The 23,334-nt window shown below is 67.9% G+C and carries 18 protein-coding genes and 1 tRNA gene; 14 read left to right on the top strand and 5 right to left on the bottom strand.

Annotated elements, in window-relative coordinates; all coding sequences use genetic code 11:
• The coding region (locus tag QPK32_RS14980) for a choice-of-anchor Q domain-containing protein (RefSeq protein ID WP_290413584.1) at positions 1 to 668 on the top strand (668 nt) is incomplete at its 5' end.
• Positions 669 to 757: 89 nt separating this feature from the next.
• Here the strand turns inward: QPK32_RS14980 and QPK32_RS14975 are convergent.
• A complete protein-coding gene (locus QPK32_RS14975; protein ID WP_290413583.1) occupies positions 758 to 1,429 on the bottom strand; it encodes an SOS response-associated peptidase in 672 nt (223 codons plus the stop codon).
• A gap of 247 nt (positions 1,430 to 1,676) precedes the next feature.
• Here QPK32_RS14975 and QPK32_RS14970 point away from each other — a divergent pair, with 247 nt between their 5' ends.
• Together QPK32_RS14970 and QPK32_RS14965 are read left to right on the top strand one after the other, a co-directional pair.
• Entirely contained in the window at positions 1,677 to 2,867 is a 1,191-nt protein-coding gene (locus QPK32_RS14970) for a diguanylate cyclase (protein WP_290413582.1), read from the top strand.
• 39 nt (positions 2,868 to 2,906) lie between these two features.
• Positions 2,907 to 2,993: transfer RNA gene (locus tag QPK32_RS14965), tRNA-Leu, on the top strand.
• Positions 2,994 to 3,170: 177 nt separating this feature from the next.
• On the opposite strand, the gene QPK32_RS14960 is transcribed toward QPK32_RS14965, so the two are convergent.
• Together QPK32_RS14960 and QPK32_RS14955 are read right to left on the bottom strand one after the other, a co-directional pair.
• Positions 3,171 to 3,416: a hypothetical protein gene (locus QPK32_RS14960; RefSeq protein ID WP_290413581.1), complete on the bottom strand. Its 246-nt coding sequence runs from the start codon at positions 3,414 to 3,416 to the stop codon at positions 3,171 to 3,173.
• Between the two features lie 341 nt (positions 3,417 to 3,757).
• Positions 3,758 to 3,949, bottom strand: coding sequence for a hypothetical protein (locus QPK32_RS14955; protein ID WP_290413580.1), 192 nt, complete (start codon positions 3,947 to 3,949; stop codon positions 3,758 to 3,760).
• A 180-nt stretch (positions 3,950 to 4,129) separates the two neighbouring features.
• Here QPK32_RS14955 and QPK32_RS14950 point away from each other — a divergent pair, with 180 nt between their 5' ends.
• The 10 genes from QPK32_RS14950 (at position 4,130) to QPK32_RS14905 (ending at position 15,854) form a co-directional block, all read left to right on the top strand.
• On the top strand, positions 4,130 to 4,927 hold the full coding sequence (locus QPK32_RS14950; RefSeq protein WP_290413589.1) for a hypothetical protein: 798 nt from the start codon (positions 4,130 to 4,132) through the stop codon (positions 4,925 to 4,927).
• A 28-nt stretch (positions 4,928 to 4,955) separates the two neighbouring features.
• Positions 4,956 to 7,274, top strand: a complete 2,319-nt coding sequence (locus QPK32_RS14945) for a penicillin acylase family protein (protein ID WP_290413579.1) — start codon at positions 4,956 to 4,958, stop codon at positions 7,272 to 7,274.
• A gap of 192 nt (positions 7,275 to 7,466) precedes the next feature.
• Complete coding sequence (locus QPK32_RS14940) at positions 7,467 to 8,078, top strand: PEP-CTERM sorting domain-containing protein (protein ID WP_290413578.1); 612 nt, start codon at positions 7,467 to 7,469, stop codon at positions 8,076 to 8,078.
• A gap of 94 nt (positions 8,079 to 8,172) precedes the next feature.
• Positions 8,173 to 8,724: a thymidine kinase gene (locus tag QPK32_RS14935; protein ID WP_290413577.1), complete on the top strand. Its 552-nt coding sequence runs from the start codon at positions 8,173 to 8,175 to the stop codon at positions 8,722 to 8,724.
• A 22-nt stretch (positions 8,725 to 8,746) separates the two neighbouring features.
• Positions 8,747 to 9,349 (top strand): hypothetical protein, encoded by a 603-nt coding sequence (locus tag QPK32_RS14930; protein ID WP_290413576.1) that lies wholly within the window; start codon positions 8,747 to 8,749, stop codon positions 9,347 to 9,349.
• A gap of 173 nt (positions 9,350 to 9,522) precedes the next feature.
• Positions 9,523 to 11,796: a carboxy terminal-processing peptidase gene (locus QPK32_RS14925; protein WP_290413575.1), complete on the top strand. Its 2,274-nt coding sequence runs from the start codon at positions 9,523 to 9,525 to the stop codon at positions 11,794 to 11,796.
• Between the two features lie 213 nt (positions 11,797 to 12,009).
• Positions 12,010 to 12,822, top strand: a complete 813-nt coding sequence (locus QPK32_RS14920) for a PEP-CTERM sorting domain-containing protein (RefSeq protein WP_290413574.1) — start codon at positions 12,010 to 12,012, stop codon at positions 12,820 to 12,822.
• Between the two features lie 196 nt (positions 12,823 to 13,018).
• Positions 13,019 to 14,221, top strand: coding sequence for an acyl-CoA dehydrogenase family protein (locus QPK32_RS14915; protein WP_290413573.1), 1,203 nt, complete (start codon positions 13,019 to 13,021; stop codon positions 14,219 to 14,221).
• 8 nt (positions 14,222 to 14,229) lie between these two features.
• Positions 14,230 to 15,393 carry an acyl-CoA dehydrogenase family protein gene (locus QPK32_RS14910; RefSeq protein ID WP_290413572.1) on the top strand — a complete coding sequence of 388 codons (1,164 nt, stop codon included), beginning with the start codon at positions 14,230 to 14,232 and terminating at the stop codon, positions 15,391 to 15,393.
• A complete protein-coding gene (locus QPK32_RS14905) occupies positions 15,390 to 15,854 on the top strand; it encodes a MaoC family dehydratase (RefSeq protein WP_290413571.1) in 465 nt (154 codons plus the stop codon). The genes QPK32_RS14910 and QPK32_RS14905 overlap by 4 nt, the downstream gene beginning before the upstream one ends.
• 3 nt (positions 15,855 to 15,857) lie before the next feature.
• On the opposite strand, the gene QPK32_RS14900 is transcribed toward QPK32_RS14905, so the two are convergent.
• Positions 15,858 to 16,775, bottom strand: a complete 918-nt coding sequence (locus tag QPK32_RS14900; RefSeq protein ID WP_290413570.1) for a diguanylate cyclase domain-containing protein — start codon at positions 16,773 to 16,775, stop codon at positions 15,858 to 15,860.
• The gene (locus QPK32_RS14895; RefSeq protein ID WP_290413569.1) at positions 16,772 to 21,319 is read right to left on the bottom strand and encodes a response regulator; all 4,548 of its coding nucleotides are present in this window, start codon (positions 21,317 to 21,319) and stop codon (positions 16,772 to 16,774) included. The genes QPK32_RS14900 and QPK32_RS14895 overlap by 4 nt, the downstream gene beginning before the upstream one ends.
• 306 nt (positions 21,320 to 21,625) lie before the next feature.
• Here QPK32_RS14895 and QPK32_RS14890 point away from each other — a divergent pair, with 306 nt between their 5' ends.
• Entirely contained in the window at positions 21,626 to 23,332 is a 1,707-nt protein-coding gene (locus QPK32_RS14890; protein ID WP_290413568.1) for a GspE/PulE family protein, read from the top strand.
• Positions 23,333 to 23,334: the final 2 nt, after the last annotated feature.

Here is a 23,334-nt window from a genome sequence, read left to right as displayed (position 1 = left end):
ACCACATCCACCACCTGGCAACCAAGGTGGCCTGCACCAGCGCCGGCGGTTCGGCGATCGGCGTGGACAGCTATTACCACGGCGTCATGACGGACGTGGTGAGCAATGTGGTGAACGATATCGGCCCGGCCGGCTGCACCTATGTCCAAGGCATCTATTTCAGCACCTCGGGTTCGATCAAGAACAACCTGGTCTACCGCGTGGGCGCGGTGGCGATCCACCTGTGGCACGACGCCACCAACGTGACCATCACCAACAACACGGCGGCGGCATCGAACTTCGGCATGGTGATCGGCGGCGGCGACTTCTATTACACCTCGGCCGGCGCGAACAATGTGTTCGTGGCGAACAACATCGTGTACGACAACAAGTACGGCATCTCGGAGCAGGGCACGACGGGCAAGGCGAACCAGTACAGGAACAACCTGGTGTTCAAGAACACCTCGTACAACTTCTCGCTGCGTAACGGCCTGACGCATACGGGCACCGTCAGCTCGGATCCGCTGTTCGCCGGCTACTCGCGCACGGCCGCGGCACCGAATTTCCACTTGTCGAGCAGCTCCCCGGCGATCGGCCGCGGCATCGCGACCAATGCCTATCCGACCGACCTGGACGGCAAGGCGCGTAATGCCTCGACCGGTTACGACATCGGCGCCTACCAGCACTGATCGCAGCACTGACCGGCATCGATCGGATGCAAGCAGCCCGCACGCCTTACGGCCTGCGGGCTTTTTTGTCGTCGAACGAGGTGGGGCGGCTAGTCATCGATCGGCGCCGCGATCTGCGGGCCGTTGCTGCCGACGCGGTTGACGGCGGTGCTCACCTTGTACCAATCGAATCGGTCCGCCGGCACGGCGCTGCGGCGCACGAGTTCCAGTGCCTGCTCCGGCGGCAGGTCCGGGTCCAGCCACAGCTGCGCATCCGCCGCTTCGAGCACGACGGGACGGCGGTCGTGCAGGTCGAGCATGCCGCCCGAGGCGTCGTCGGTGACGATGACGAAGCCCGCTTCGGCGCGATGCTCCTCGAAGGTCCCGAAATTGGCCAGGGCGACCATGAACAGCGGGGCGCCGTCCTTGCGGTGGATGTGCCAGGGCTGCTTGTGACCTTTTTCGCCCGTCCATTCGTACCAGCCTTCGGCCGGCACGATGCCGCGTCCCTTCTTGACGAGACGGGACCAGTAGCGGTTGGCGAGCTTGTCCATGCGCGCATTGATGGAAATGGGTACCTTGCCTTCGGCCCATTTGGCGCGGTAGCCCCAGAACACGTCGTCGACGCGCCGCTCGCCTTCCTGCACGTGCATCACGGGATGATAGCTGCCCGGCGCCGCGTTGGTCGTCGGCGCGGATTCGCTGTCGTAGACGGCGTCCAGCCAACCGATCAGATTGGCGTAATGGCGCGCGGTCTGGCTTTGGTCAAATCGTCCACACATGACACGATGTTAATGCAATCGGCATTGCCGGGTCGCTCGCTAGCGCCGTCGTGCGCCGAACATTGTTGTTTGAGTACTTTCCCTGAGGAGGAGCGTGGGGAGTCGACAGACTTTGTAAATATCTGTCGTCGGGATAGGAGAAAACGAGGGAGTTTGATAATATAAGCCGCTTAATTTCCTTAGCGCAAGCCTTGCGCCATCCCCTGGCAGCCGATCCGCGTCGACCGCCGCACGCTCCCGAACCGATTTGAGTGTCCTCCTTCTTCTTCTCGTGACCACGGCGCTGTCCGTGGTGATGCTGATGGTGCTGCTGTCGCTGGCGCGCCATGCGGTGGCAGGCATGCGCGCCTGGTCGCTCGCCAACGCGCTGGCGATCGCCGCGCTGCTGCTGTTCGCGGCGCGCGGCCACGTGCCGGACGTGCTCTCGTTCGACCTCGCCAACCTGCTGCTGCTGTGCGCGCCCATCTTCATGTACGCGGGCTTCCTGCGCCACTTGGGGCGGCCCGTGCCGGTGCGGCGCCTGGCCGCACTGGCGCTTGTATCGACCGTGTCGCTCGCCTGGTTCCATTACGTCGTCGACGCGACGGCGCTGCGCATCGCGCTGACTTCGGTCTTCCACGGCGCGGTCAGCGCCGCCATCGCCTGGGCGCTGCGGCGCTCGGCCAATCCGGGCGGGGCGCGTTATCCGGCCCGCTTCGCGTTCTGGTCGGCGGCCTGGCAGGCGGGCGGCTACGGAGCGCGCTTCGTGCTGTACATGGCCAACCTCGGTACCGACGTGTCGGTGTTCGACGCGTCGGTCCTGAACCTGGTCTTCGTGGCGCTGGGCACGCTGGCGCTGCCGACGCTGACCCTGGGCGCCGTCATGATGGCGAATGCCGACATCATCGCCCGCACCACGTACGCGGCCGAACACGACTTCCTGACCGGCGCCTGGACGCGGCGCGCCTTCTCCGGCCTGGCCGAGCGCGAACGCGAGCGCATCGCCCGCGGCGGGGGCGACTTGTCCGTGCTGGTGTTCGACGTCGACCATTTCAAGTCCATCAACGACACGCATGGCCACGCGGTCGGCGACCGGGTCCTGGTCGACATCGTCCTGCGCGCCGGCAGCGTCCTGCGCGGCATCGACGCATGCGCGCGCCTGGGCGGCGAGGAATTCGCCGTGCTGCTTCCGCAGACGGGCACGGCCCACGCCCTCGTCGCCGCCGAGCGCCTGCGGGCGGCGCTGGCGCAGGGCGCCGTGCGCGACGGCGCCGACGGACTGGTCTGCTACACGGTCAGCGTGGGCGTGGCGACGCTGGGCGAGGACGAGGCGGTTGCCCGCATGATGGAACGGGCCGACACGGCGCTGTACGCGGCCAAGAACGCAGGCCGCAACCGCGTGTGCTGTGCCCAGGACGGGCCAGGGCAGCGTGCAGCCAGTGCAATCTTGCAAGTTTGACCCTGGATGCCCGCGGGCTGTGCTAGAATCGCGGCCGCAGCCCGGATGGTGAAACTGGTAGACACCCGGGACTTAAAATCCCGTGCCGGAAACGGCGTGCCGGTTCGATCCCGGCTCCGGGCACCATGTGCCAATGCTGCTTTCCACTCCGCCACCGACCGTCCTGCTTCCACCGTGTTTCCGTTGCGCGTCGCCTTTCCGCAAAAGGTGCGGGCGGGCCGCATCGCGCGCTTCAACCGTGGGCCGTGCCGTTGCCGGGATCGTCCCTCCGCATGCGCTTGTGGTTCCCCAGACGCCTTGGCGTCATGACCTGGCCGCGCCGCGCAGCAGATCGCGGACCTGGTCTGCGATTGCGTCGACCTCGGCCAGCGCCGCAGGAATGAACCGGTTCAAGGGATTCTGGCGATCCCATGCACCAAGCCGCTTTCGGCGTTCGGTTTCATCGCCGCAGGACGCTATGGAAGCGTAGAAATCCGACCGGGACGCACTCCGCATGTCGATGGCCATATTCCGTAAGTGAACAGCGAGCAACAGTTCCAGGGTATTCACGTGATCATCCTTCTGTAAGTCCACTAAACACGTCAGTCCTGGCGCAGTTTAGTGGGATCGCTCCAGCGGATTCTCGCGGAATGTAACGGTGAACCTCCAATCTCGGTTCGTTACCGGGTCATCCATGACGTGACGACGTGAGCCAGCGATCTCGCCCGCAGCTTGCGCCGAGCGATGTGCCGGCGGCTCTGTCCATCCGTGGCGCGCCATGCGCATGATCCGATGCATCGGCCTCTGCATCGACAGGCACCGCGCCGCGAATGGAACGGCTCCGGAGCACGCCAGGATGGCGAAGCGCAGGGACAAGCCGGTGCGGCACGCTGGCCGGCACGGACCGCGTCCTACTGCTGCCTGAACGTCGATCCCACCGGCGTGCCCACGATCACCGCGTCGGCAAAATGGTCCTCGAACTGGGTCGCCTCGTCCGGATGTTCGTACACCCATTCCGCCGCTTCCCTGGCCCGCTCGCTGCTCCCCATCTCGTAGACCCTGCCGTCGACGACGACGGTGGTCGTTTCGCTCGTTGCGCTCATCGCATCCTCCCGGATTTGGCCTGCACGCACTGTAGCAGTTTCGCGGGCGCGCACGCGAGCGATCGGGCGCCGGCATGACGATCCGTCAACGACTTCCTTTGGCTGGGCCGTTCGATGCTGTACCATGCCGGATGGCGCGCACACCGTTGCGTGCGCGCCGGACATCGGCAAGGAATGACATTGAATATCACGCTCAACGAGGAACTCCGCTCCTTCATCGATCCGCTCACGCCCGTCGAGTACGCGGCGCTCGAACGCAGCCTGCTGGCGGAAGGCTGCCGCGACGCGCTCGTGCTGTGGCGCGACGTCCTGATCGACGGCCACAACCGTTACGACATCTGCCGCAAGCACGACATCCCGTTCCGCACCGTCCAGAACGACCGTTTCGAGTCGATCGAGGATGTCATGCTGTGGGTCATCGACAATAATCTCGCGCGCCGCAGCGTATCCGATTTCCAGCGCGGCATGCTGGCGCTGCGCAAGAAGGAAATCGTCGCGGCCCGCCTGGCCCAGCGTGCGGCCGAGGCGCCGCCGGACCAGCCGGCGCCCGAAGCGGAAGAGGATCCCGTCGATCCGCCCTGGAGCACGCGCGAGGACGTGGCCAAGGCCGCCCGCGTGTCGGCCAATACGCTGAGCCAGATCGAGCGCATCCGCAAGACGGCGGCGCCGGAGCTCGTGGAGGCCGTGCGCAAGGGCGATATCTCGGTGAGCGCTGCGGCGACCGTCGCCTCGCTGCCCCCGCAGGCGCAGGTCGCGGCCGTCGCCGGCGGCCGGAAGGAGTTGCAGCAGGCCGCGCGCCAGGTGCGCGAACAGAAGGCCGGCGCCAAGCCGAAGAAGGAGGTCGTGCCGGACTCGCCGGAAGAACAGGTGAAGGCCTTGCGCAGCCAGGTCGGCGAACTGAAGGACCGCGTCGCGACCCTGATGACCGAAAACGAAGTCCTCAAGCAGAAGCTGGCCGCGCTCGGCGCCGGCGCCTGATCCCCACCCACTCCAGGAGAACCCATTGATGCAGCCTAGTCGCTTCCGCTTCCGTCTGATCGCTTCGACCGTCCTTGGCTGCGCCTCGCTTGCCGCGCTGCCGCTTGTCTCTCCGGCCCAGGCCGCCACGTCGGCCGCCGCGCCCGCGAAGGCCGGCACGTTCGATGCCGCCGCGCTGGCGCGCATGAAGGCACAAGCGCAGCGCGTGACGATCCTGCGCGACAAGTGGGGCATCCCGCACGTGTTCGGCAAGACGGATGCGGATGCCGTGTTCGGCATGGTGTACGCCCAGGCGGAGGACGACTTCAACCGCGTCGAACTGAATTACATCAATGCGATGGGACGCCTGGCCGAGGTCGAGGGGGGGAAGGAGATCTGGACCGACCTGCGCATGAAGCTGTACATCGATCCGGCCGAGCTGAAGGCGAAGTATGCCGACAGCCCGGCCTGGCTGAAGCAGCTGATGAACGCCTGGGCCGACGGCCTGAACTGGTACCTGGCCTCGCATCCCCAGGTCAAGCCGAAACTCCTGACCCGCTTCGAGCCGTGGATGGCCCTGAGCTTCAGCGAAGGCAGCATCGGCGGCGACATCGAGGAGATCGACACGAAGCGGCTGGGCGAGTTCTACGGCAAGGCGGCGCAGGCGGGGATGCAGGCAGTGAAGCCGGCGGTGGCGCTGGCCGCGCTGGACGCGGACGGCAAGGCGCAGATGGGCTTCGACAAGGGCTTCGACAAGGGCTTCGACAAGGAGCCGACCGGCTCGAACGGCTTCGCCATCGCGCCGAAGCTGACGGCCGACGGCCATGCGCTGCTGATGATCAACCCGCACACCTCGTTCTACTTCCGTCCCGAAGTGCACATGGTCAGCGAAGAGGGCCTGGATGCCTACGGCGCCGTCACCTGGGGCCAGTTCTTCATCTACCAGGGTTTCAACGACCGCATCGGCTGGATGCACACCTCCGGCGGCGGCGACGTCATCGACGAATACCTGGAAACGGTGGTGGAAAAGGGCGGCAAGTTCTTCTACAAGTTCGGCGACCAGATGAAACCCGTGCGCGAGAAGCGCATCGCGCTGCCGTACCGCACGGCGAGCGGCGGCATGGCCACGCGCACCGTCACCGCCTACTACACGCAGCACGGCCCCGTGATCCGCAGCGAGGGGAACAAATGGGTGTCGATCCGGATGATGGACGACCCGATGCATGCGCTGATGCAGTCCTATGGCCGCACCAAGGCGCGCAACTATGCCGACTTCTACAAGGTCATGCAGTTGCGCACCAATTCCTCGAACAATACCGTGTACGCGGATGCGGACGGCAATATCGCCTACTTCCACGGCAATTTCATCCCGCGCCGCGACCCGCGCTTCGACTGGACCCGCCCCGTTGACGGCAGCGATCCCGCCACCGAGTGGAAGGGCCTGCACGAGGTCAAGGAAACGATCACGCTGTTCAATCCGGCCAGCGGCTACATCTCGAACACCAACAACTGGCCGTGCACGGGCTTCGGCGCGAGCAATCCAGACTGCTCGGCCTATCCGGCCTATATGTGGTCGCTGCCGCAGAATGCGCGCGGCATCCACGCCGAACGCGTGCTGCAGGGCACGAAAGATCTGACCCTGGACGGCCTGATCGCCAAGTCCTACGACAGCTACCTGACCGCCTTCGAGCCGCTGGTGCCGGCCGTCGTGCGCGACTGGGATGCGCTGCCCGCCGGGGACGCGCTCAAGGGCCGCCTGGCCGAGCAGGTCGCCGTGCTGCGCGCCTGGGACTTGCGCTTCGGCGTGAACTCGGTGCCGACCTCGCTGGCCGTGTACTGGGGCCAGGACATGGTCAAGGGGGCGTCGGCGCGGGCGCGCGAGAAACGGGTGCCGGTGGTCGACTTCATCCAGACGAGCCTGACGCCGCAGGAACGCCTCGACGCGCTGGCCCGTGCCTCCGACAAATTGCAGGCCGATTTCGGCAGCTGGAAGACGCCCTGGGGCGAGATCAACCGTTTCCAGCGCGCCAGCGGCGACATCCGGCAGCGCTACGACGACGGCAAGCCGAGCTGGCCGGTCGCGTTTACCTCCGCCAACTGGGGTTCGCTGGCGTCCTTCGGCATGGTGGCCAAGCAGACCACGAAGCGGATCTACGGCGACCGCGGCAACAGCTTCGTGGCGGCCGTGGAATTCGGCCCGCGCGTACGCGCCAAGAGCATCCTCGCGGGAGGGCAGAGCAGCGACCCGCGCTCGCCGCACTTCGCCGACCAGGCCGAGATGTACAGCCGCGGCGAGTTCAAGGATGTTCTCTACTACAAGGAAGACATCGAGAAAGATCTTGAACGCAAATATCATCCTGGCGAATAAGCATCTGCAGAAGCGGCCTTAGGAGGAATGCGCGCACTTATACGTAGCGCAAGGCCAGCGCAAAATGCGCTTGGCACGATTGCAACGTTCATGCAGTTGGGATTAACTGGGAGCGGCCCATCCTGGCCGCTCATTTCCACAGATGAACCCGCAACCATGACCTTCCGACAGGAGCGAATCGTGCTGAAAACCATGAAACCGCTTTGCCTCGCCGCCGCACTGCTGTGCGCCGGCACGGGTGCCCAAGCCGCCATCACCGTCTACACGAGCCAGGCCGCTTTCCTGAGCGCCGTGTCGACCCCGGGCTACGACACCTTCGACGACCTGCGCGTCGTCCCCTACGACACCACGCTGGCCCGCACCGCCGGCACCTATGGCTACCAGGCGTACTCGCCGGATGGCCTGTGGGGCGCTGGCGGCACCGGCGGCACCGGCGGCGATTACTGGCTGTCCAACGAGAACGCGTACACGCCGATCGTGTTCCAGAACTTCAGCGGCGGTGCGAGTGCTTTCGGCGGCAATTTCTTTACGTCCAATATCTCGGGCCAGTACGTGATCGGTAACCTGATACTGACGGCCGCCGACGGCAGCACGCTGGACTACGCGCTGAACGGCACGACGACCAGCAGCTTCCTGGGCTTCGTGTCCGATACGGCGCTGACCTCCGTGACCGTGGCCGGCGACGGCGGCCTGTACTGGCCGACCGCCAACAACGTCGTGCTGGCCGTGCCGGAACCCGCCACCTACGGCATGCTGCTGGCCGGCATCGGCCTGCTGGGCGTGGCGGCGCGCCGTCGCCGCTGATCCCTGCCGGCGCCATCGGCGAAGGGAGGCGTCGCTGGCGCTGGCTCCGTCGTGCTTGCTATAATTTTGCAATTTTTCTTGCAGGGCAGGGGCCGTGGCAAAACTCTATTTCAGGTATTCGGCGATGAACGCCGGCAAATCGACGTCGCTGCTCCAGGTGGCCCACAATTACGAGGAGCAGGGCCAGAAGGTGCAGTTGTACACGGCCGCCATCGACGACCGCTACGGCGTCGGCAAGATCACGTCGCGCCTGGGTCCCCAGCGCCAGACCGCCGTGTTCGACCGCAACACCGATTTTCTCGCCAGTGCGCCCGAGGTTTCCTGCGTGCTGGTCGACGAGGCCCAGTTCCTGACCACCGCGCAGGTGCAGCAATTGCACCAGCTGGCCCAGGTGCGCGGCGTGCCCGTCATCTGCTACGGCCTGCGCAGCGATTTCCGCGGCGAGCCCTTCCCGGGTTCGGCCTACCTGCTGGCCCTGGCCGACGATATCGAGGAAATCAAGAACATCTGCACGTGCGGCAAGAAGGCGACGATGAATATCCGGGTCGACACGGAAGGCCGGCGCATCCGTGAAGGCGAGCAGGTCAGCATCGGCGGCAACGAAAGCTACCGCCAGGCCTGCGGCCGCTGCTTCTACACGGGCTGACGCGTTCTTCGCCGAGGCCCCGATGATCCCGCATGGCATGTCGCTGGATATGCTGACCGGCACGCTGGCCGGCCTGCAGCAGGGCTGCGCGGCGCACCTGCCGGCGTGGGCCTGCAGCCTGGCCGAGATGGGGCTGTACCTGGTGCCCTCGCTGGCGCTGGCCTTCCTGCTGTGGATCGTGACGGCGGCGCATCCGCTGTTCTTCGTCTTCAGCGCCGTGGGCACGCTTTGCCACGAGCTCGCGCATTTCTCGGTGGGACTGCTGCTGGGCGCCGAACCGACCAATTTCTCGATCGTGCCGCGCCGCACGGGCCGGACCTGGGAGCTGGGCTCGGTGACCTTCGCCAACCTGCGCTGGTACAACGCGGCGCCGGCCGCGCTGGCGCCGTTCCTGGTGCTGCTGGTGCCCGTCGCCGTGGCATGGTGGCGCACGCGCGGCGCCTGGCACTTCGGCCCCGTCGACCTGGCGCTGACCCTCGTGCTGGCGCCGCAATTCCTGTCCTTCTGGCCGTCGCCCGTGGACTGGAAGCTGTCGCTGCGCAGCTGGCCCTACCTGCTGCTCGTCCCCATCGCCGGCGCCCTGTATTGGCTGCCGCCGGGTGTGTTTCGATTTGTAAAAGCCTGAAACACCGACTTACGCCCCGCTTACTTACGTCCCGCTTAAGCGCCGCTGAACAAACGTGCAGCCCGACTCTACGTCCGTCCGCTATCCTGTAGAATGAATCGCAGGCGCCGCTGTGTTGGCGCGGCAGGCCCCGTGCCCGCCGAATACCGTTCCCGTCCCCGGAGAAAGAAAGCATGAAGAAGCAGATGTTGATGGTGTCGCTGGCCCTGGCCATGTCCGCCCACGTCGTTACGGCACAGCCGGAGAAGGTGGCGGCACCCGTTCAGCCCGCCGTGGCCACCCAGGCCGGTCCGTCCACCCAGCTCAAGCCGTCCGTCGCCCAGACCCAGGCCGCGCTGTGGGCGTCGCGCGTCCTCGCGCGCTACCACTACAAGGCCGTGCCGCTGGACGATGCCATGTCGGCCAAGATCTTCGATGCCTATTTCAAGTCGCTCGACAGCGAGAAGCTGTATTTCACCCAGGCCGACATCGACGGGTTCGCGCCGGCGCGCACCAAGTTCGACGATGCCATCAACAACGAGGACCTGACGCTGCCGTTCCAGATCTTCGGCACCTACCAGCAGCGCTTCTCGGACCGCATGGCGTATGCGCGCGAACTCGTCGCCAAGGGCAAGTTCGATTTCACCACGGACGAGTCGCTGCAGATCGACCGCGAAAAGGCGCCGTGGGCCAAGAACGAGGACGAGGCGCGCGACCTGTGGCGCAAGCGAGTGAAGAACGACTGGCTGCGCCTGAAGCTGGCCGGCAAGGACGACAAGGCGATCCGCGAAACCCTCGACAAGCGCTACGAGGGTTACCAGACCCGCCTGAAAAAGCTGAACAACGAAGACGTGTTCCAGATGTTCATGAACGCCTACGCGATGGCGATCGAACCGCACACGAACTACCTGGGCCCCCGTTCGGCCGAGAACTTCGACATTTCCATGCGCCTGTCGCTGGACGGCATCGGCGCCGTGCTGCAGTCGCGCGAGGACTATACCGTCATCCGGGAGGTCGTGCCGGGCGGGCCGGCCGACAAGTCGGGCAAGCTGAAGGTCGGCGACCGCATCGTGGGCGTGGCCCAGGGCAACGGCCAGTTTACGGACGTGATGGGCTGGCGCATCGACGACGTCGTGCAGCTGGTGCGCGGCGAGCGCGACTCGACCGTGCGCCTGGACGTGCTGCCGGCCGACGCCGGCCAGGACGGCAAGCACATCACCGTTGCCCTCGTGCGCAAGAAGATCACGATGGAAGAGCAGTCGGCCAAGAAGCAGATCATCGAGGTCAAGGACGGCGGCGTGAAGCGCCGCATCGGCATCATCTCGCTGCCGACCTTCTACCAGGACTTCGAGGCACGCCGCAAGGGCGACAAGGACTTCAAGAGCGCCACCCGCGACGTCCAGCGCATCCTCGGCGAACTCAAGAAGGAGAAGGTCGACAACGTGCTGATCGACCTGCGCAACAACGGCGGCGGCTCGCTGATCGAGGCCGTCGAACTGACCGGCCTGTTCATCGACAAAGGCCCGGTGGTGCAGCAGCGCACGGCCGAAGGCCGCGTCGAGGTCGAGAGCGACACCAATGCCGGCCTGGCCTGGGACGGTCCGATGGGCGTCCTGATCAACCGCGGCTCGGCCTCGGCGTCGGAAATCTTCGCCGCCGCCATCCAGGACTACGGCCGCGGCATCGTGATCGGCGAGCCGAGCTTCGGCAAGGGCACCGTGCAGACGCTGATCAACCTCGACCGCTTCTCGCAGAGCGACAAGCTGAAGTACGGCGAACTGAAGATGACGATCGCCCAGTTCTTCCGCATCAACGGCGGCACCACCCAGCTGCGCGGCGTGACGCCGGACATCAAGCTGCCGGTGACGTCGGATGCCGAGAACTTCGGCGAATCGTCCTACGACAACGCGCTGCCCTGGGTGCAGATCAAGCCGGCGACCTACCTGCCGTCCGGCGACCTGAAAGAACTGATCGGCCCGCTGCAGAAGAAGCATGAGGCCCGCGTCGCCAAGGACAAGGACTTCATCGACATCGAATCGGACATCGCCGAAGCCGTCAAGATCCGCAAGGACAATGTCATCTCGCTGAACGAGGCGGTGCGTCGCAAGGAACGCGAGAACCAGGAAGCCAAGGCGCGCCTGCGCGAGGCACGCCTGGCCGACAGTGGCGGCAAGGGCGACGAGCCGGTGGCCGGTCCGGGCAGCAAGGAACAGCGCGGCAAGGTGCCGAGCCCGACGACGCCGAAGAAGAGCAATGTGGCGACCAAGGGCCGCCCGAGCGCCGACGACGGCCTGCAGGGCGACGAGCGCAGCCTGGCCGCGGAACTGGCGGCCGAGAAGGCGGCCAAGAATGCCAAGGACGTGTACCTGCAGGAAGCCGCGCATATCCTGGCGGACGAGTCAGGCATGCTGCGCGCCGATACCCGCCTGGCCAGCCGCACGATGCCATACTTGTCGTCATTGAAATAATCCGCGGGAATTATGTTGTATTAGAGGCACGATTCCACCGGTAAGATGCTGGTCGTCCCGAGACGGGCGGCAGCACGAATCAACAGGGCTTCCCACGGGAAGCCCTGTTTCTTTTGTGCGTGCGCAAACGAACGTTGCTATTTTTTTACTTGTGCTACATTAACTCAGCAGTTAAATTAAAAATAACTTTCTAGACTGAGCAAGGAGCACTATATGTCAACTCGTCACCTCATCGCTGCCGCTCTCCTGATCGGGAGCACCTGTGCTGCCCACGCCGATGTCCTGCCGGCGACCGCAGCACCGGCTGGGACGACGACCCAATCCGGGTATCTGTCCAGCTGGACCGCAGGCAACGGTACCGACGTCGTCGGTTCCGGCGTGCTGGGCAGCGGTACCTCGCTGATCGGCGGCGCTTCGTACAGCAGCGCCAGCCTGGCGCAGGCGCTGTACGCCAAGGCCAGCGCCAATCAGTCGGGTGGCCAGCTCGCGGTCGTGCAGGGCATCGACGGCAGCTACCTCGTCGGCATGAGCAATGCCAAGATCGCGGCCCTGCTGGGTAACAGCGTGTCCGTCATGGGTTCGGGGGACAACATCACCGTTACGACCGGCGGCACCGGCGCGGCGGCAGGCAGCGGCTCGACCGGCGGTTCGACCGGCGGCGCGGTTGGCGGCGGCACGGGTGGTTCGACCGGCTCGGGCGGCTCGACCGGCGGTACTACCGGCGGCTCGACCGGTGGTTCTACTGGTGGATCGACCGGTGGTTCGACGGGTGGCTCCACCGGTGGCTCGACGGGCGGTGCGACCGGTGGCGATTCCGGAGGTTCGACGGGCGGCGGCAGCATCAGCGTCCCGGGTACGGGCGCCCTCGATCCGATTACCGGCGACGATACGTCCGGCGGCAACCTGGGTACCGATGCGCCGGCGGACACCACGCCGACCGCCGAGGTGCCGGAACCGTCAACCATCGCCCTGATGCTGGCCGGCATGCTGGGTGTGGCCAGCCTGTCGCGTCGCCGCCAGCGTTAAGCAAGGCGCGTCTCCCACGTCGTCCCTGCGCAGGCAGGGACCCAAGTTCTGCGTGCACCGCGATGACGCGCGCACATTGGGTCCCTGCCCGCGCAGGGACGACGTCGTTTACGGGGCCACTTTTCGGGTACAATCTTCTGAACGGTCGTGCTATTTCTCCGTAGGGTGCAACGGCCGCCATAACAAAGGAGACGACATGGACCTGCACTACAGCGACGACGACCTGGCCTTCCGCCACGCCGTGCGCGCCTTCGTCGCGGCCGAATTGCCCGAGGATCTGCGCGCCAAGGTCATCAACCACCTGAGGCTGGACAAGGACGACTACGTGCGCTGGCACCGCATCCTCGCGCGCCAGGGCTGGGCGGCGCCGGGCTGGCCGAGCGCCTACGGCGGTCCGGGCTGGACGCCCGTACAGCGCCACATCTTCGAGGAAGAGTGCGCGCGTGCCGGCACGCCGCCCGTGCTGCCGTTCGGCGTGAACATGGTCGCACCCGTGATCATGGCCTTCGGCAGCGAGCAGCAGAAGGACTACTACCTGCCGCGCATCCTGTCCTGCGAGGACTGGTGGTGCCAGGGCTATTCGGAACCGGGCGCGGGCTCCGATCTCGCATCGCTCAAGACCAGCGCCGTGCGCGGCGCCGATGCGGACGGGGAGCACTATATCGTGAACGGCCAGAAGACCTGGACGACACTGGCGCAGTACGCCGACATGATCTTCTGCCTCGTGCGCACCGACCCCGGCGTGCGCAAGCAGGAGGGCATCTCCTTCCTGCTGATCGACATGCACAGTCCCGGCGTCACGGTACGCCCGATCGTGATGCTCGACGAGGACCACGAGGTCAACGAAGTCTTCTTCGACAACGTGCGCGTGCCGGCCGCGAACCTCGTCGGCGAGGAAAACAAGGGCTGGACCTATGCCAAGTACCTGCTGGGGCACGAGCGGACCGGCATCGCCGCCGTGGGCCGCTCCAAGCGCGAGCTGGCGCGCCTGAAGCGCCTCGCGCTGCGCGAACACAAGGACGGCCGCCCGCTGCTGTACGACCAGCTGTTTGCCGCCAAGGTCGCCGACCTCGAGATCGAGCTGATGGCGCTCGAGACGACGGTATTGCGCGTGCTGGCGCGCGCCGACCAGGCGCCCGGGCCGGAAGCCTCCGTGCTGAAGGTGCGCGGCACGGAGATCCAGCAGCGGCTGACGGAACTGATGGTGGAAGCGGCAGGGCCGCTGGCACTACCGTTCGATCCCGCCTATCTGTCGGGCGCAGCGGACCACAGCGTCATCGGCGACGACGATGCGGCGCCGCTGCTGGCGCACTACTTCAATTATCGCAAGACCTCGATCTACGGCGGTTCGAACGAGATCCAGCGCAACATCATCGCCCAGATGATCCTGGGACTGTGAGGAACACCATGGACTTCAATTTCAAGGAAGAACAGCTGCAGCTGGCGGACGCCGTCAGGCGCTGGATCGCGAAGGACTACGACTTCGAGACACGGCGCGCCGTCGTGGCGTCGGAGACGGGCAGCTCGCCGTCCGCCTGGGCCACGATGGCCGAGCTGGGCCTGCTCGCGCTGCCGCTGCCGGAGCAGTACGGCGGCTTCGACGGCGGCGCCCTGGACGCCTACCTGGTGATGCAGGAACTGGGCCGCGGCCTCGTCGTCGAGCCCTATGTCGCCACGCTGCTGGGCGCGAAGTGCCTGTTGCTTGCCGATGACGGCGCGCGCTTCGGCGCGCTGCTCGAACGGGTCGGCGCGGGCGCCGCGAAGCTGGCCTGCGCGCTGGGCGAGCGCCAGTCGCGCCACGACATGCGCGACGTGGCCACCCGTGCCACCCGCGACGGCGAGAGCTGGGTGCTGGCCGGCGAGAAGAAGGTGGTGCTGCAGGGCGCCGCGGCCGACGTGCTGGTCGTGTCGGCGCGCACCCGCGGCAGCCAGCGCGACGAGGACGGCATCACGCTGTTCGCCCTGCCGGCCGCCACGCCCGGCGTGCGCGTCACCGGCTACCGCATGCTGGACGGCCAGCGCGGCGCCGACGTGGCGCTGGACGGCGTGCGCGTGGACGCAACGATGCTGGTCGGGCGCGAGCACGCGGGCTGGGCGATCCTGGACGAGGCGCTCGACCACGGTGCCGGCCTGCTGTGCGCGGAAGCTGTCGGCGCGATGGACGCGCTGTTCACCGCCACGCTCGACTACCTCAAGACGCGCCAGCAGTTCGGCGTCCCGATCGGCAAGTTCCAGGCGCTGCAGCACCGCATGGCGGACATGTACGTGCACCTGGAGCAGGCGCGCTCGCTGGCGCTGCTGGCGGCCGTGCGCCTGGACGGCGGCGATGCCGGCGAGCGGCGCAGCGCCGTGTCGGCCGCCAAGTACCGCGTCGGCCAGGCGGCGCGCTTCGTCGGCCAGCAGGCGGTGCAGCTGCACGGCGGCATGGGCGTGACCGACGAGCTGCCGGCCGCGCACTGGTTCAAGCGCCTGTCGACGATCGAGCTGGCGCTGGGCGACTGCGACCACCACCTGGCGCGCTTCATCGCCCAGCCGGGCTTCGCCGCCAACCTGGGCGCGGAGGCGGCATGAGCACGACCGCCATCGACTGGTATTTCGAGGATTTCCATCCGGGCCAGGACATTGACCTCGGCACGCGCTCCGTGACGGAAGAGGAGATCGTCGCCTTCGCCACGGCCTTCGACCCGCAGCCCTTCCACGTCGATCCGGCGGCGGCCAGCGCGTCGATGTATGGCGGCGTGATCGCCAGCGGCTGGCATACCTGCAGCATGATGATGCGCCTCGTGGTCGACCGCCTGTTGAGCCGCTCGTCGAGCATGGGGTCGCCCGGACTGGACGGCGTGCGCTGGCTGGCGCCCGTGCGCGCCGGCGATACCCTGAACGTCCATTACCGCACGGTGAACGTCAAGGCGTCCAGTTCCAAGCCGGACCGCGGCGTCGTGTGGTCGACCTGGGTCGCGATCAACCAGCACGGCGAGACCGTCTGCACCGTGGACGGGATGGGGATGTTCGGACGGCGGCCCGCCCCGTAGGGCTCAGCCCATCGTCCGGTACTGGTTGCGGCCGCCGGCCTTGGCCTGGTAGAGCAGGGCGTCGGCCACCTGCACCAGATCGGCCGGGGCGCTCAGGTCGCCGGGGACCATGCTCGAGATGCCCATGCTGGCCGTCAGGCGCGCCGACGTGGGCGAGGCCGCGTGCGGGATGTCGAGGGCCGCCAGTTCGTCCATCAGGCGGTGCGCGACGCCGGTGGCCCCGCGCGCGTCGAGCTGGGGCAGCAGGATCGCGAACTCCTCGCCGCCGTAGCGCGCTACCAGGTCCTGGGTGCGCGCGGCGGCGCGCCGCATGGCGCCGGCCACCTGGACCAGGGTGGCGTCGCCGGCCGGGTGGCCGTAATGGTCGTTGTACAGTTTGAAGTGGTCGATGTCGACCAGGACCAGCGCCACCGGCAGGTGGGCGCGCCCGCAGCGGCGCCATTCGGCGTCGAGGCGCTCGTCGAAGGCGCGCCGGTTGGCGGCGCCCGTCAGCGAATCGGTGAGGATCAGCGCGCGCAGCGCGTCGCGCTGGCGCTTGACGGTGAGCTGGGTGCGCACGCGGGCGCGCACGACGGCCGCGTTCACGGGCTTGCCGATGAAGTCGGCCGCGCCCGCGGCCAGCGCGCGCGTCTCGTCCTCGGGCGAGGTCAGCGCCGTGACGAAGATGATGGGGATGTCGGCCGTGTCCGGGTTGCCCAGCAATTCCCTGCAGACGGCATGGCCGTCCATGCCCGGCATGACGGCGTCGAGCAGGATCAGGTCGGGGTGCTGGGTACGGGCGATCTCGAGCGCCCGCCGGCCGTCCAGCGCGAACATCACCTCGTGTTCGTCCTGCAGCGCGCCGTGCAGGATCTGGATGTTTTCCATCGCATCGTCGACGACCAGGATGCGGCCGCCTGCCGCCATGTCGGTCCAGCTCATGCATTCGCCTCCATGTCCAGTATCCCGCGCACCAGGCGCGCGGCCGCGTCGAAATCGAGGACGGCCACGGCGTCCGCCAGGGCCGGCAGCGCCGCCGGCGCCAGCTGCGCCAGCGCCGGGCGCATGGGCTCGAACTGTGCGATCGCCTTCATGTTGTTATTGTGGAGTAAATCCAGCAGATGCGCCAACGCGTGCCGCAGCCCCGCGCGATCGCCGGGCAGCGCCTCCACGGCTGCCGCCGGCACCGGGAGGTCGCGCGCGGCATCCAGCACCAGCTGCAGCGCCTGTTCCAGCTCCAGCGCCAGCCGGTCCAGCCGCGGCGCCGGCGCCGCGGCCTCGTCGCCGCGCAGCGCCTGTTCGAGTTCCAGCGCCAGCCGCGCGACGTCGTTGGCGCCCAGGTTGGCGGCCACCCCGCGCAGACCGTGCGCCGCCTGGGCCGCGCGTACGCGGTCGCCCGCGCCCAGGCAGGCGCGGATGGCGTCCACGGCGCCATCCTGCGATTGCGCGAAGCGCTTGAACAGGGCGCTGAAAGCCGCGAAGCTGCCGCCGAAGCGGGGCAGCGTGGCCCGCATGTCGATGCCGGGAATGTGCGCCGGCACGCCGGCCGCGGCCGCCGCCGGAAGATCCGCCCCGGCCGCGTCGGCCGCGCGCGCGCGCGCGCCGGAGCGCTCCAGCGTGGCGACCAGCTCGTCGAGGTCGATCGGCTTGGCGATGTAGTCGTCCATGCCGGCATCCAGCGCGCGCCGGCGGTCTTCCTCGAAGGCGTTGGCCGTCATCGCGATCACGGGCAGGCCGCTCAAGCCCATGGCCCGGATGGCGGCGGTGGCTTCGTAGCCGTCCATGACGGGCATCTGCAGGTCCATCAGCACGGCGTCGTAGCGTGCCGCGTCCTCGGCCAGCATGGCGACGGCGGCCTGGCCGTCGGGCGCGAAATCGACTGCGGCGCCGGCGTGCGCCAGCACGTAGTGCGCCACTTCGCGGTTCAGGGCGTTGTCCTCGACCACGAGCACGCGCAGGCCGGCCAGACGGGCGGCCAGTTGCGGCTGCGCTTGCTGCTGCACCGGGGGCGGCACATGCCGCTGTCCGGCGCCGTCGCAGCGTACTTCCGCGAGCGTGTCGGCCAGCGCCTGCGGCGCGAACGGCTTGGGCAGGATGGCATGCACGCGCAGGCCGCGGGCGAGGGCGTCGAGGCGGGCGCGTTCGGGATCGGCCGCGACCAGGATCCAGCGCGGCAGCGGCGCCGTGCCGGCGCCTGCGGCGGCGCCATGGCCGGCGCGCGCGGAGGCGATGACGGCGGCGCCATCCAGGTCCGGCATGGCGCTGTCGACGAAGGCCAGTGCGTAGCGCTTGCCGGCGTGCAGCAGGGCCAGCGCCTGGGTGCCGCCGGCGGCCGTGTCGACGTCCCATCCGCGCGCCGCGAGGGCGCTGGCCAGCGCGGCGCGGGCGCTGGGGTTGTCGTCCGCTACCAGCGCCGCCTGTCCCGGCAGCGGACCCGGGCAGGCCTCCGTCCGCGCCGGTCCCGCGCCGAACCACGCCGAGAAGCGGAAGGTCGTGCCCTGGCCGGGTGCGCTCTCCACCGCGAGTTCGCCGCCCATCGCGTCGACGAGGCGCCGGCTGATGGCCAGGCCCAGCCCCGTGCCGCCGTATTTGCGGCTGGTGGAGCTGTCGGCTTGCGAGAACGCCTCGAACATGCGCGCCTGCTGTTCGGGCGCGATGCCGATGCCCGTGTCGCGCACGGCAAAGGCGAGCCGCACCTGTTCGCCATCGCGCTCGTCCCGGCGCGACAGGCAGGCGATCGACAGTACCACGTCGCCGCGCTCGGTGAACTTGACGGCGTTGCCGAACAAATTCAACAGCACCTGCTGCAGGCGCATCGGATCGCCCACCAGCGCATCCGGCACGCCGGGCGCCACGGCGAACACGGGCTCGACGCCCTTGTTCCAGGCGCCCGCGGCGGCCAGCACGCCGATGCTGGCCAGGACGTCGTCGAGCCGGAACCCCGTGCGCTCCAGCGCCAGCTGGCCGGCCTCGATCTTCGAGTAGTCGAGCACGTCGTTGAGCATCGACAGCAGCGTCCTGGCCGCCATCTGCATGCGTTCGACGTGGGCGTGCTCGCGCGGCCCCAGCCCTGCGTCCTGCAGCAGCCGCGCCAGGCCCATGATGGCGTTCATCGGCGTGCGGATCTCGTGGCTCATGTTGGCGAGGAACGCCCCCTTGGCGTTGCTGGCCGCCTGCGCCGCATGCAGCGCTTCCTCCAGGCGCGACTGGGTGCGCTTCAGTTCCGTCACGTCCGCGTGCAGCATGTAGAAGCCGCGCACGCGGCCGGCCTCGTCGAAGTCGGGGATGTAGTTGGCCCATGCGTCGATCACCTGGCCCGACCCCTTGCGCTGCAGGCGGCGCTCGAACGATACCCGCTCGCCGGCCAGCACGCGCCCGATGTGGGGCCGCACCTGCGCCATCTGCGCCTCATCCATCAGTTCCTGCGCCGTGTGCCCGATCACCTCGGCCGCGGAGCATCCCAGCCAGTCGAGGTAGGGCTGGTTGGCGAAACGGCAGCGCAGCCCGGCGTCCCAGTAGCCCACCAGGGCCGGCAGGTGGTCGGTGACCGTGCGGATCATGCGCTCGCTCGCCTCCAGGCGCTCGCTGAACGCCTGCAGCGCCGCCTGGGTCCGGACGCGCGCCGTGATGTCGCGGATCGTGCCCTGGACGATGCCCTTGCCGCCGATGTCGACGGCGTTCAACAGCACGTCGGCATTGAACAGGGTGCCGTCGCGGCGGCGGTGCAGCCATTCGAACTGGCAGCTGCCCGTCTCGAGCGCGCGGCGCATGTTGGCGAGCGCCGCCTCGTCCGAACGGCGTCCGTCCGGCTGCAGCTCGGGCGAGGTGCTGGCCGGGGACAGCGCCAGCAGCTCCTCGGCGCGATCGAAGCCGAACAACGCGGCGGCGGCCTGGTTGGCGCTGACGAAGCCGGCCCCGTAGGCGATCAGCACGTGGGCGTCGCCCGCGCCTTCGAACAGGGCGCGGAACAGCTCCTCGTTGTCGCGGTTGCGCTGTTCCTCGCGCTTGCGCTCCGTGATGTCCAGCACGACGGCATTGATGCCGACCAGTTCGCGCTCCGGTCCGTAGACGGGATAGTAGCTGCACATCCAGTGGCGGACCGTGTCCGGTTCGGCCGGCGAGGGGCCGCTGTCCTCGACCTCGATCAGCGGGCGGCCGGTGGCCAGCACGTCGCGGTAGGGGCGCTCGATCGCGATGCCGCGCTCGCCCAGGATTTCGGGAAGGGTGCGGCCGATGTGGGCCTCGGCGGAAAGCGCGTTCACGCGGGCCAGGTAGTCGTTGATCATCACGATGCGCAGGCTGCGGTCCAGGAAGGCCAGGCCCACGGGAGCGGTGGCGTACACGGTGCCCAGCAGGGCGCTGGAGCGTTGCAGCTCGCGGGTACGCTCGGCCACTAGCGCCTCCAGGTTCGAGCGGTACTGCTGCAGCTCGTCCTCGACCTTGCCCAGCGCCCGCGCCACCAGCGCCGCTTCGCGGATCGCCAGCGGCGGGATGGCGATCGGCTCGCCCCGTCCCAGCGCGGCGGCCGGCGCCGTCAGGGCGCGGACGGAATCGGCGATGGAGCCGCCGATGCGCCAGGCCAGCACCAGGCTGATGGCCAGCATGGCGGCGATCCAGGAGATCGTGGTGCCGGCCGCGGGACCCGGCAGTTCGCGCGCGGCGTGGCGCGGGAAACCGATCGCCACGGTCCAGTCGTGCGCGGGCGTGCGCGCATAGGCGATCCTGGCCGGCTGCGTGTCCCCTTCCGCTTGTCGGAGCACGGCGACCAGTCCCGTCGGCGCACGGGGCAGGGCGGCGGCCACTTCGGGCCGCATGGGCGCGCCGATCGCATGCTGCAGCTCGCCGCGGCGCGCGACCAGGCGCCGGCGATTGTCGAAGATGCGCGCATTCCAGTGCGATGGCAGGTGCTGGCTGGCCAGCAGTTCGGAAAAGCGGCGCGGGCGCAATTCGACGGACAGCGCATACGCCACCTTGCCGTCGCGCCAGACCGGCACCGCGATCGAAATCACCCATGGTTCCGCGTCGCTGCCGCGGTGCAGGCCGGACGTGACGGCATCGCCTTTCGCGAACACGGCGCGCACGTCGGCCTCGTCGCCGGAGGGGCCGAGCGCGCTGCCGAACGGATGCCGGGTATCGAGCAGGGCGGCGCCGTCGGGGCCATGCAGCACGAAGGCATGGGCCGGCAATTCGGGGCGCAACAGGCGGCGCGCCGTCGAGTAGAAAGCGGCCAGGTCGCCGCGCGCCAGGTTGGCATCGATGGCCAGCGTGCGTGCGGCCGTCTCGCCGTTGGCCAGGTCGCGGTCGACGCCGGCGGCCAGCGCCCGCGCGATCATCTCCGCGTCCTCGGCGATATGGGCGCGCTCGCGCTGGTCGGCGTCGGTCGCGAAGACGAAGTAAGCGACCAGGATCGGCAGCGCGCAGCCGAGTACCAGCCAGACCAGCTTGGCGCGTATCGAAGGAAGCGAACGTCGTTGTAACAGCTGCAATGCGGGCTCCGCCACGTGATACGGCACCCGGCGGGTGCCGCTACCATTCTGCCACTCTCGACGTCACGCGACCCGCCCGCTTCGCGCCGTACATTCGGGGTCAGAGCACATTTTTTACAGCCGTTCGCCCGTAAGTCTTTGAATATGAATAATATTTTTTAGAAACTGGCTCGAAATTGTGCTCTGACCCCGAATTTTTGGTTGCGCGACGGATACGGTTGGGAACTGAAAGTAATTCCTTGGATCAATTTTCAGTTTTCTGACGTAAAATTGCCGGATTGCATATATTTGAAACGAAGGCGTGTCATGGCGAGGCCCGAAAAAGTCCGGCTGGGTGAAATCCTGGTGCAACAGAAGCTGCTGTCGGAAGACCAGCTGAACCAGGCACTGGCCGACCAGAAGCGCAGCGGGCGCAAGCTCGGCCGGGTGTTCGTGGACAGCGGCTTCGTGACCGAGGAGCAGATCTACGGTGCGCTGGCGCGCCAGCTCGGCATCCCTTATATCAACCTCAAGTTCTACAACATCAGCCAGGACGTCGTGCGCACGCTGCCGGAGACGGCCGCGCGCCGGTTCCGCGCCATCGTGCTGGAAGACCGCGGGGAGACGGCGCTCGTCGGCGTGTCCGATCCGACCGATTTGTTCGCCTACGACGAGATCGCGCGCCTGCTCAAGAAGGGCGTCGAGCTGGCCGTCGTCAACGAGACCGAGGTGCTGCAGGCGATCGACCGCATCTACCGCCGCACGGGCGAGATCACGGGCCTGGCGCGCGAACTGGAACAGGACCTGGGCGACACCACGTCGGTCGACTTCGGGGCCTTGAGCGCCAGCTCCGGCCTCGAGGAAGCGCCCGTCGTGAAGCTGCTGCAGTCCGTGTTCGACGACGCTGCCCAGGTGCGCGCGTCCGACATCCACATCGAGCCGCAGGACGGCCGCCTGCAGATCCGCTTCCGCATCGACGGCGTGCTGCACCTGCAGACCGAGGCCGACATCAAGATCGCCACGCCGCTGGCGCTGCGCCTGAAGTTGATGGCCGACCTCGACATCTCGGAAAAGCGCCTGCCGCAGGACGGCCGCTTCGCCGTCAAGGTGCGCAACCAGCGCATCGACGTGCGTATCTCGACGATGCCCACGCAGTATGGCGAATCGGTCGTCATGCGTCTGCTGAACCAGGTCGGCACCACGCTGCGGCTGGACGCGATCGGCATGGCGCCGCGCCTGGTGGAGCGTTTCCGCGCCATCGTCCAGCGCCCCAATGGCCTCGTGCTGGTGACGGGACCGACGGGTTCCGGCAAGACGACGACGCTGTATTCCGCGCTGTCCGAGCTGAACTCCGTCGAGAAGAAGCTGATCACCGTGGAAGACCCGGTCGAGTACCGCCTGCCCGGCATCAACCAGGTGCAGGTCAACGACAAGATCGACCTGTCGTTCGCGCGCGTGCTGCGCTCCGCGCTGCGCCAGGACCCGGACATCGTGCTGGTGGGCGAGATGCGCGACCAGGAGACGGCCCAGATCGGCCTGCGCGCGGCGATGACGGGCCACCTGGTGCTGTCCACGCTGCACACGAACGACGCGGCGTCGACGCCGCTGCGCCTGATGGACATGGGCGTGCCGCGCTATATGGTCGGCGGCTCGCTGCAGGCCGTGCTGGCGCAGCGCCTCGTGCGCGTGATCTGCGAGAGCTGCTCGGAACCGCACCCGGCGCCGGCGGCCGAACGGGCCTGGCTGCGCGCCGAGCTGGGCGACCGGGCCGAGGCCGTGCCGCTGTTCCACGGACGCGGCTGCTCGCACTGCAACGGCACGGGCTACCGCGGCCGCACGGGCGTCTACGAACTGCTCGAGATGACGCGCGCGGTCAACGAAGCCGTCAACCATCCGGATCCGTCGCACTTCCTCAAGGTGGCGCATGCCGAGATGCGCGGCGAGACGCTGCGCCGCAGCGCCGTGCGCCTGGCCATCGCGGGCCGCACGACGGTGGCGGAAGCCATGCGCGTGTCGAACCAGATGGAAGAATAAGG

Origin of the sequence: Massilia sp. YIM B02763, assembly GCF_030412015.1 — a bacterium.
GTDB lineage: Bacteria > Pseudomonadota > Gammaproteobacteria > Burkholderiales > Burkholderiaceae_D > Telluria.
This window is presented reverse-complemented; position numbering and strand designations above follow the sequence as displayed.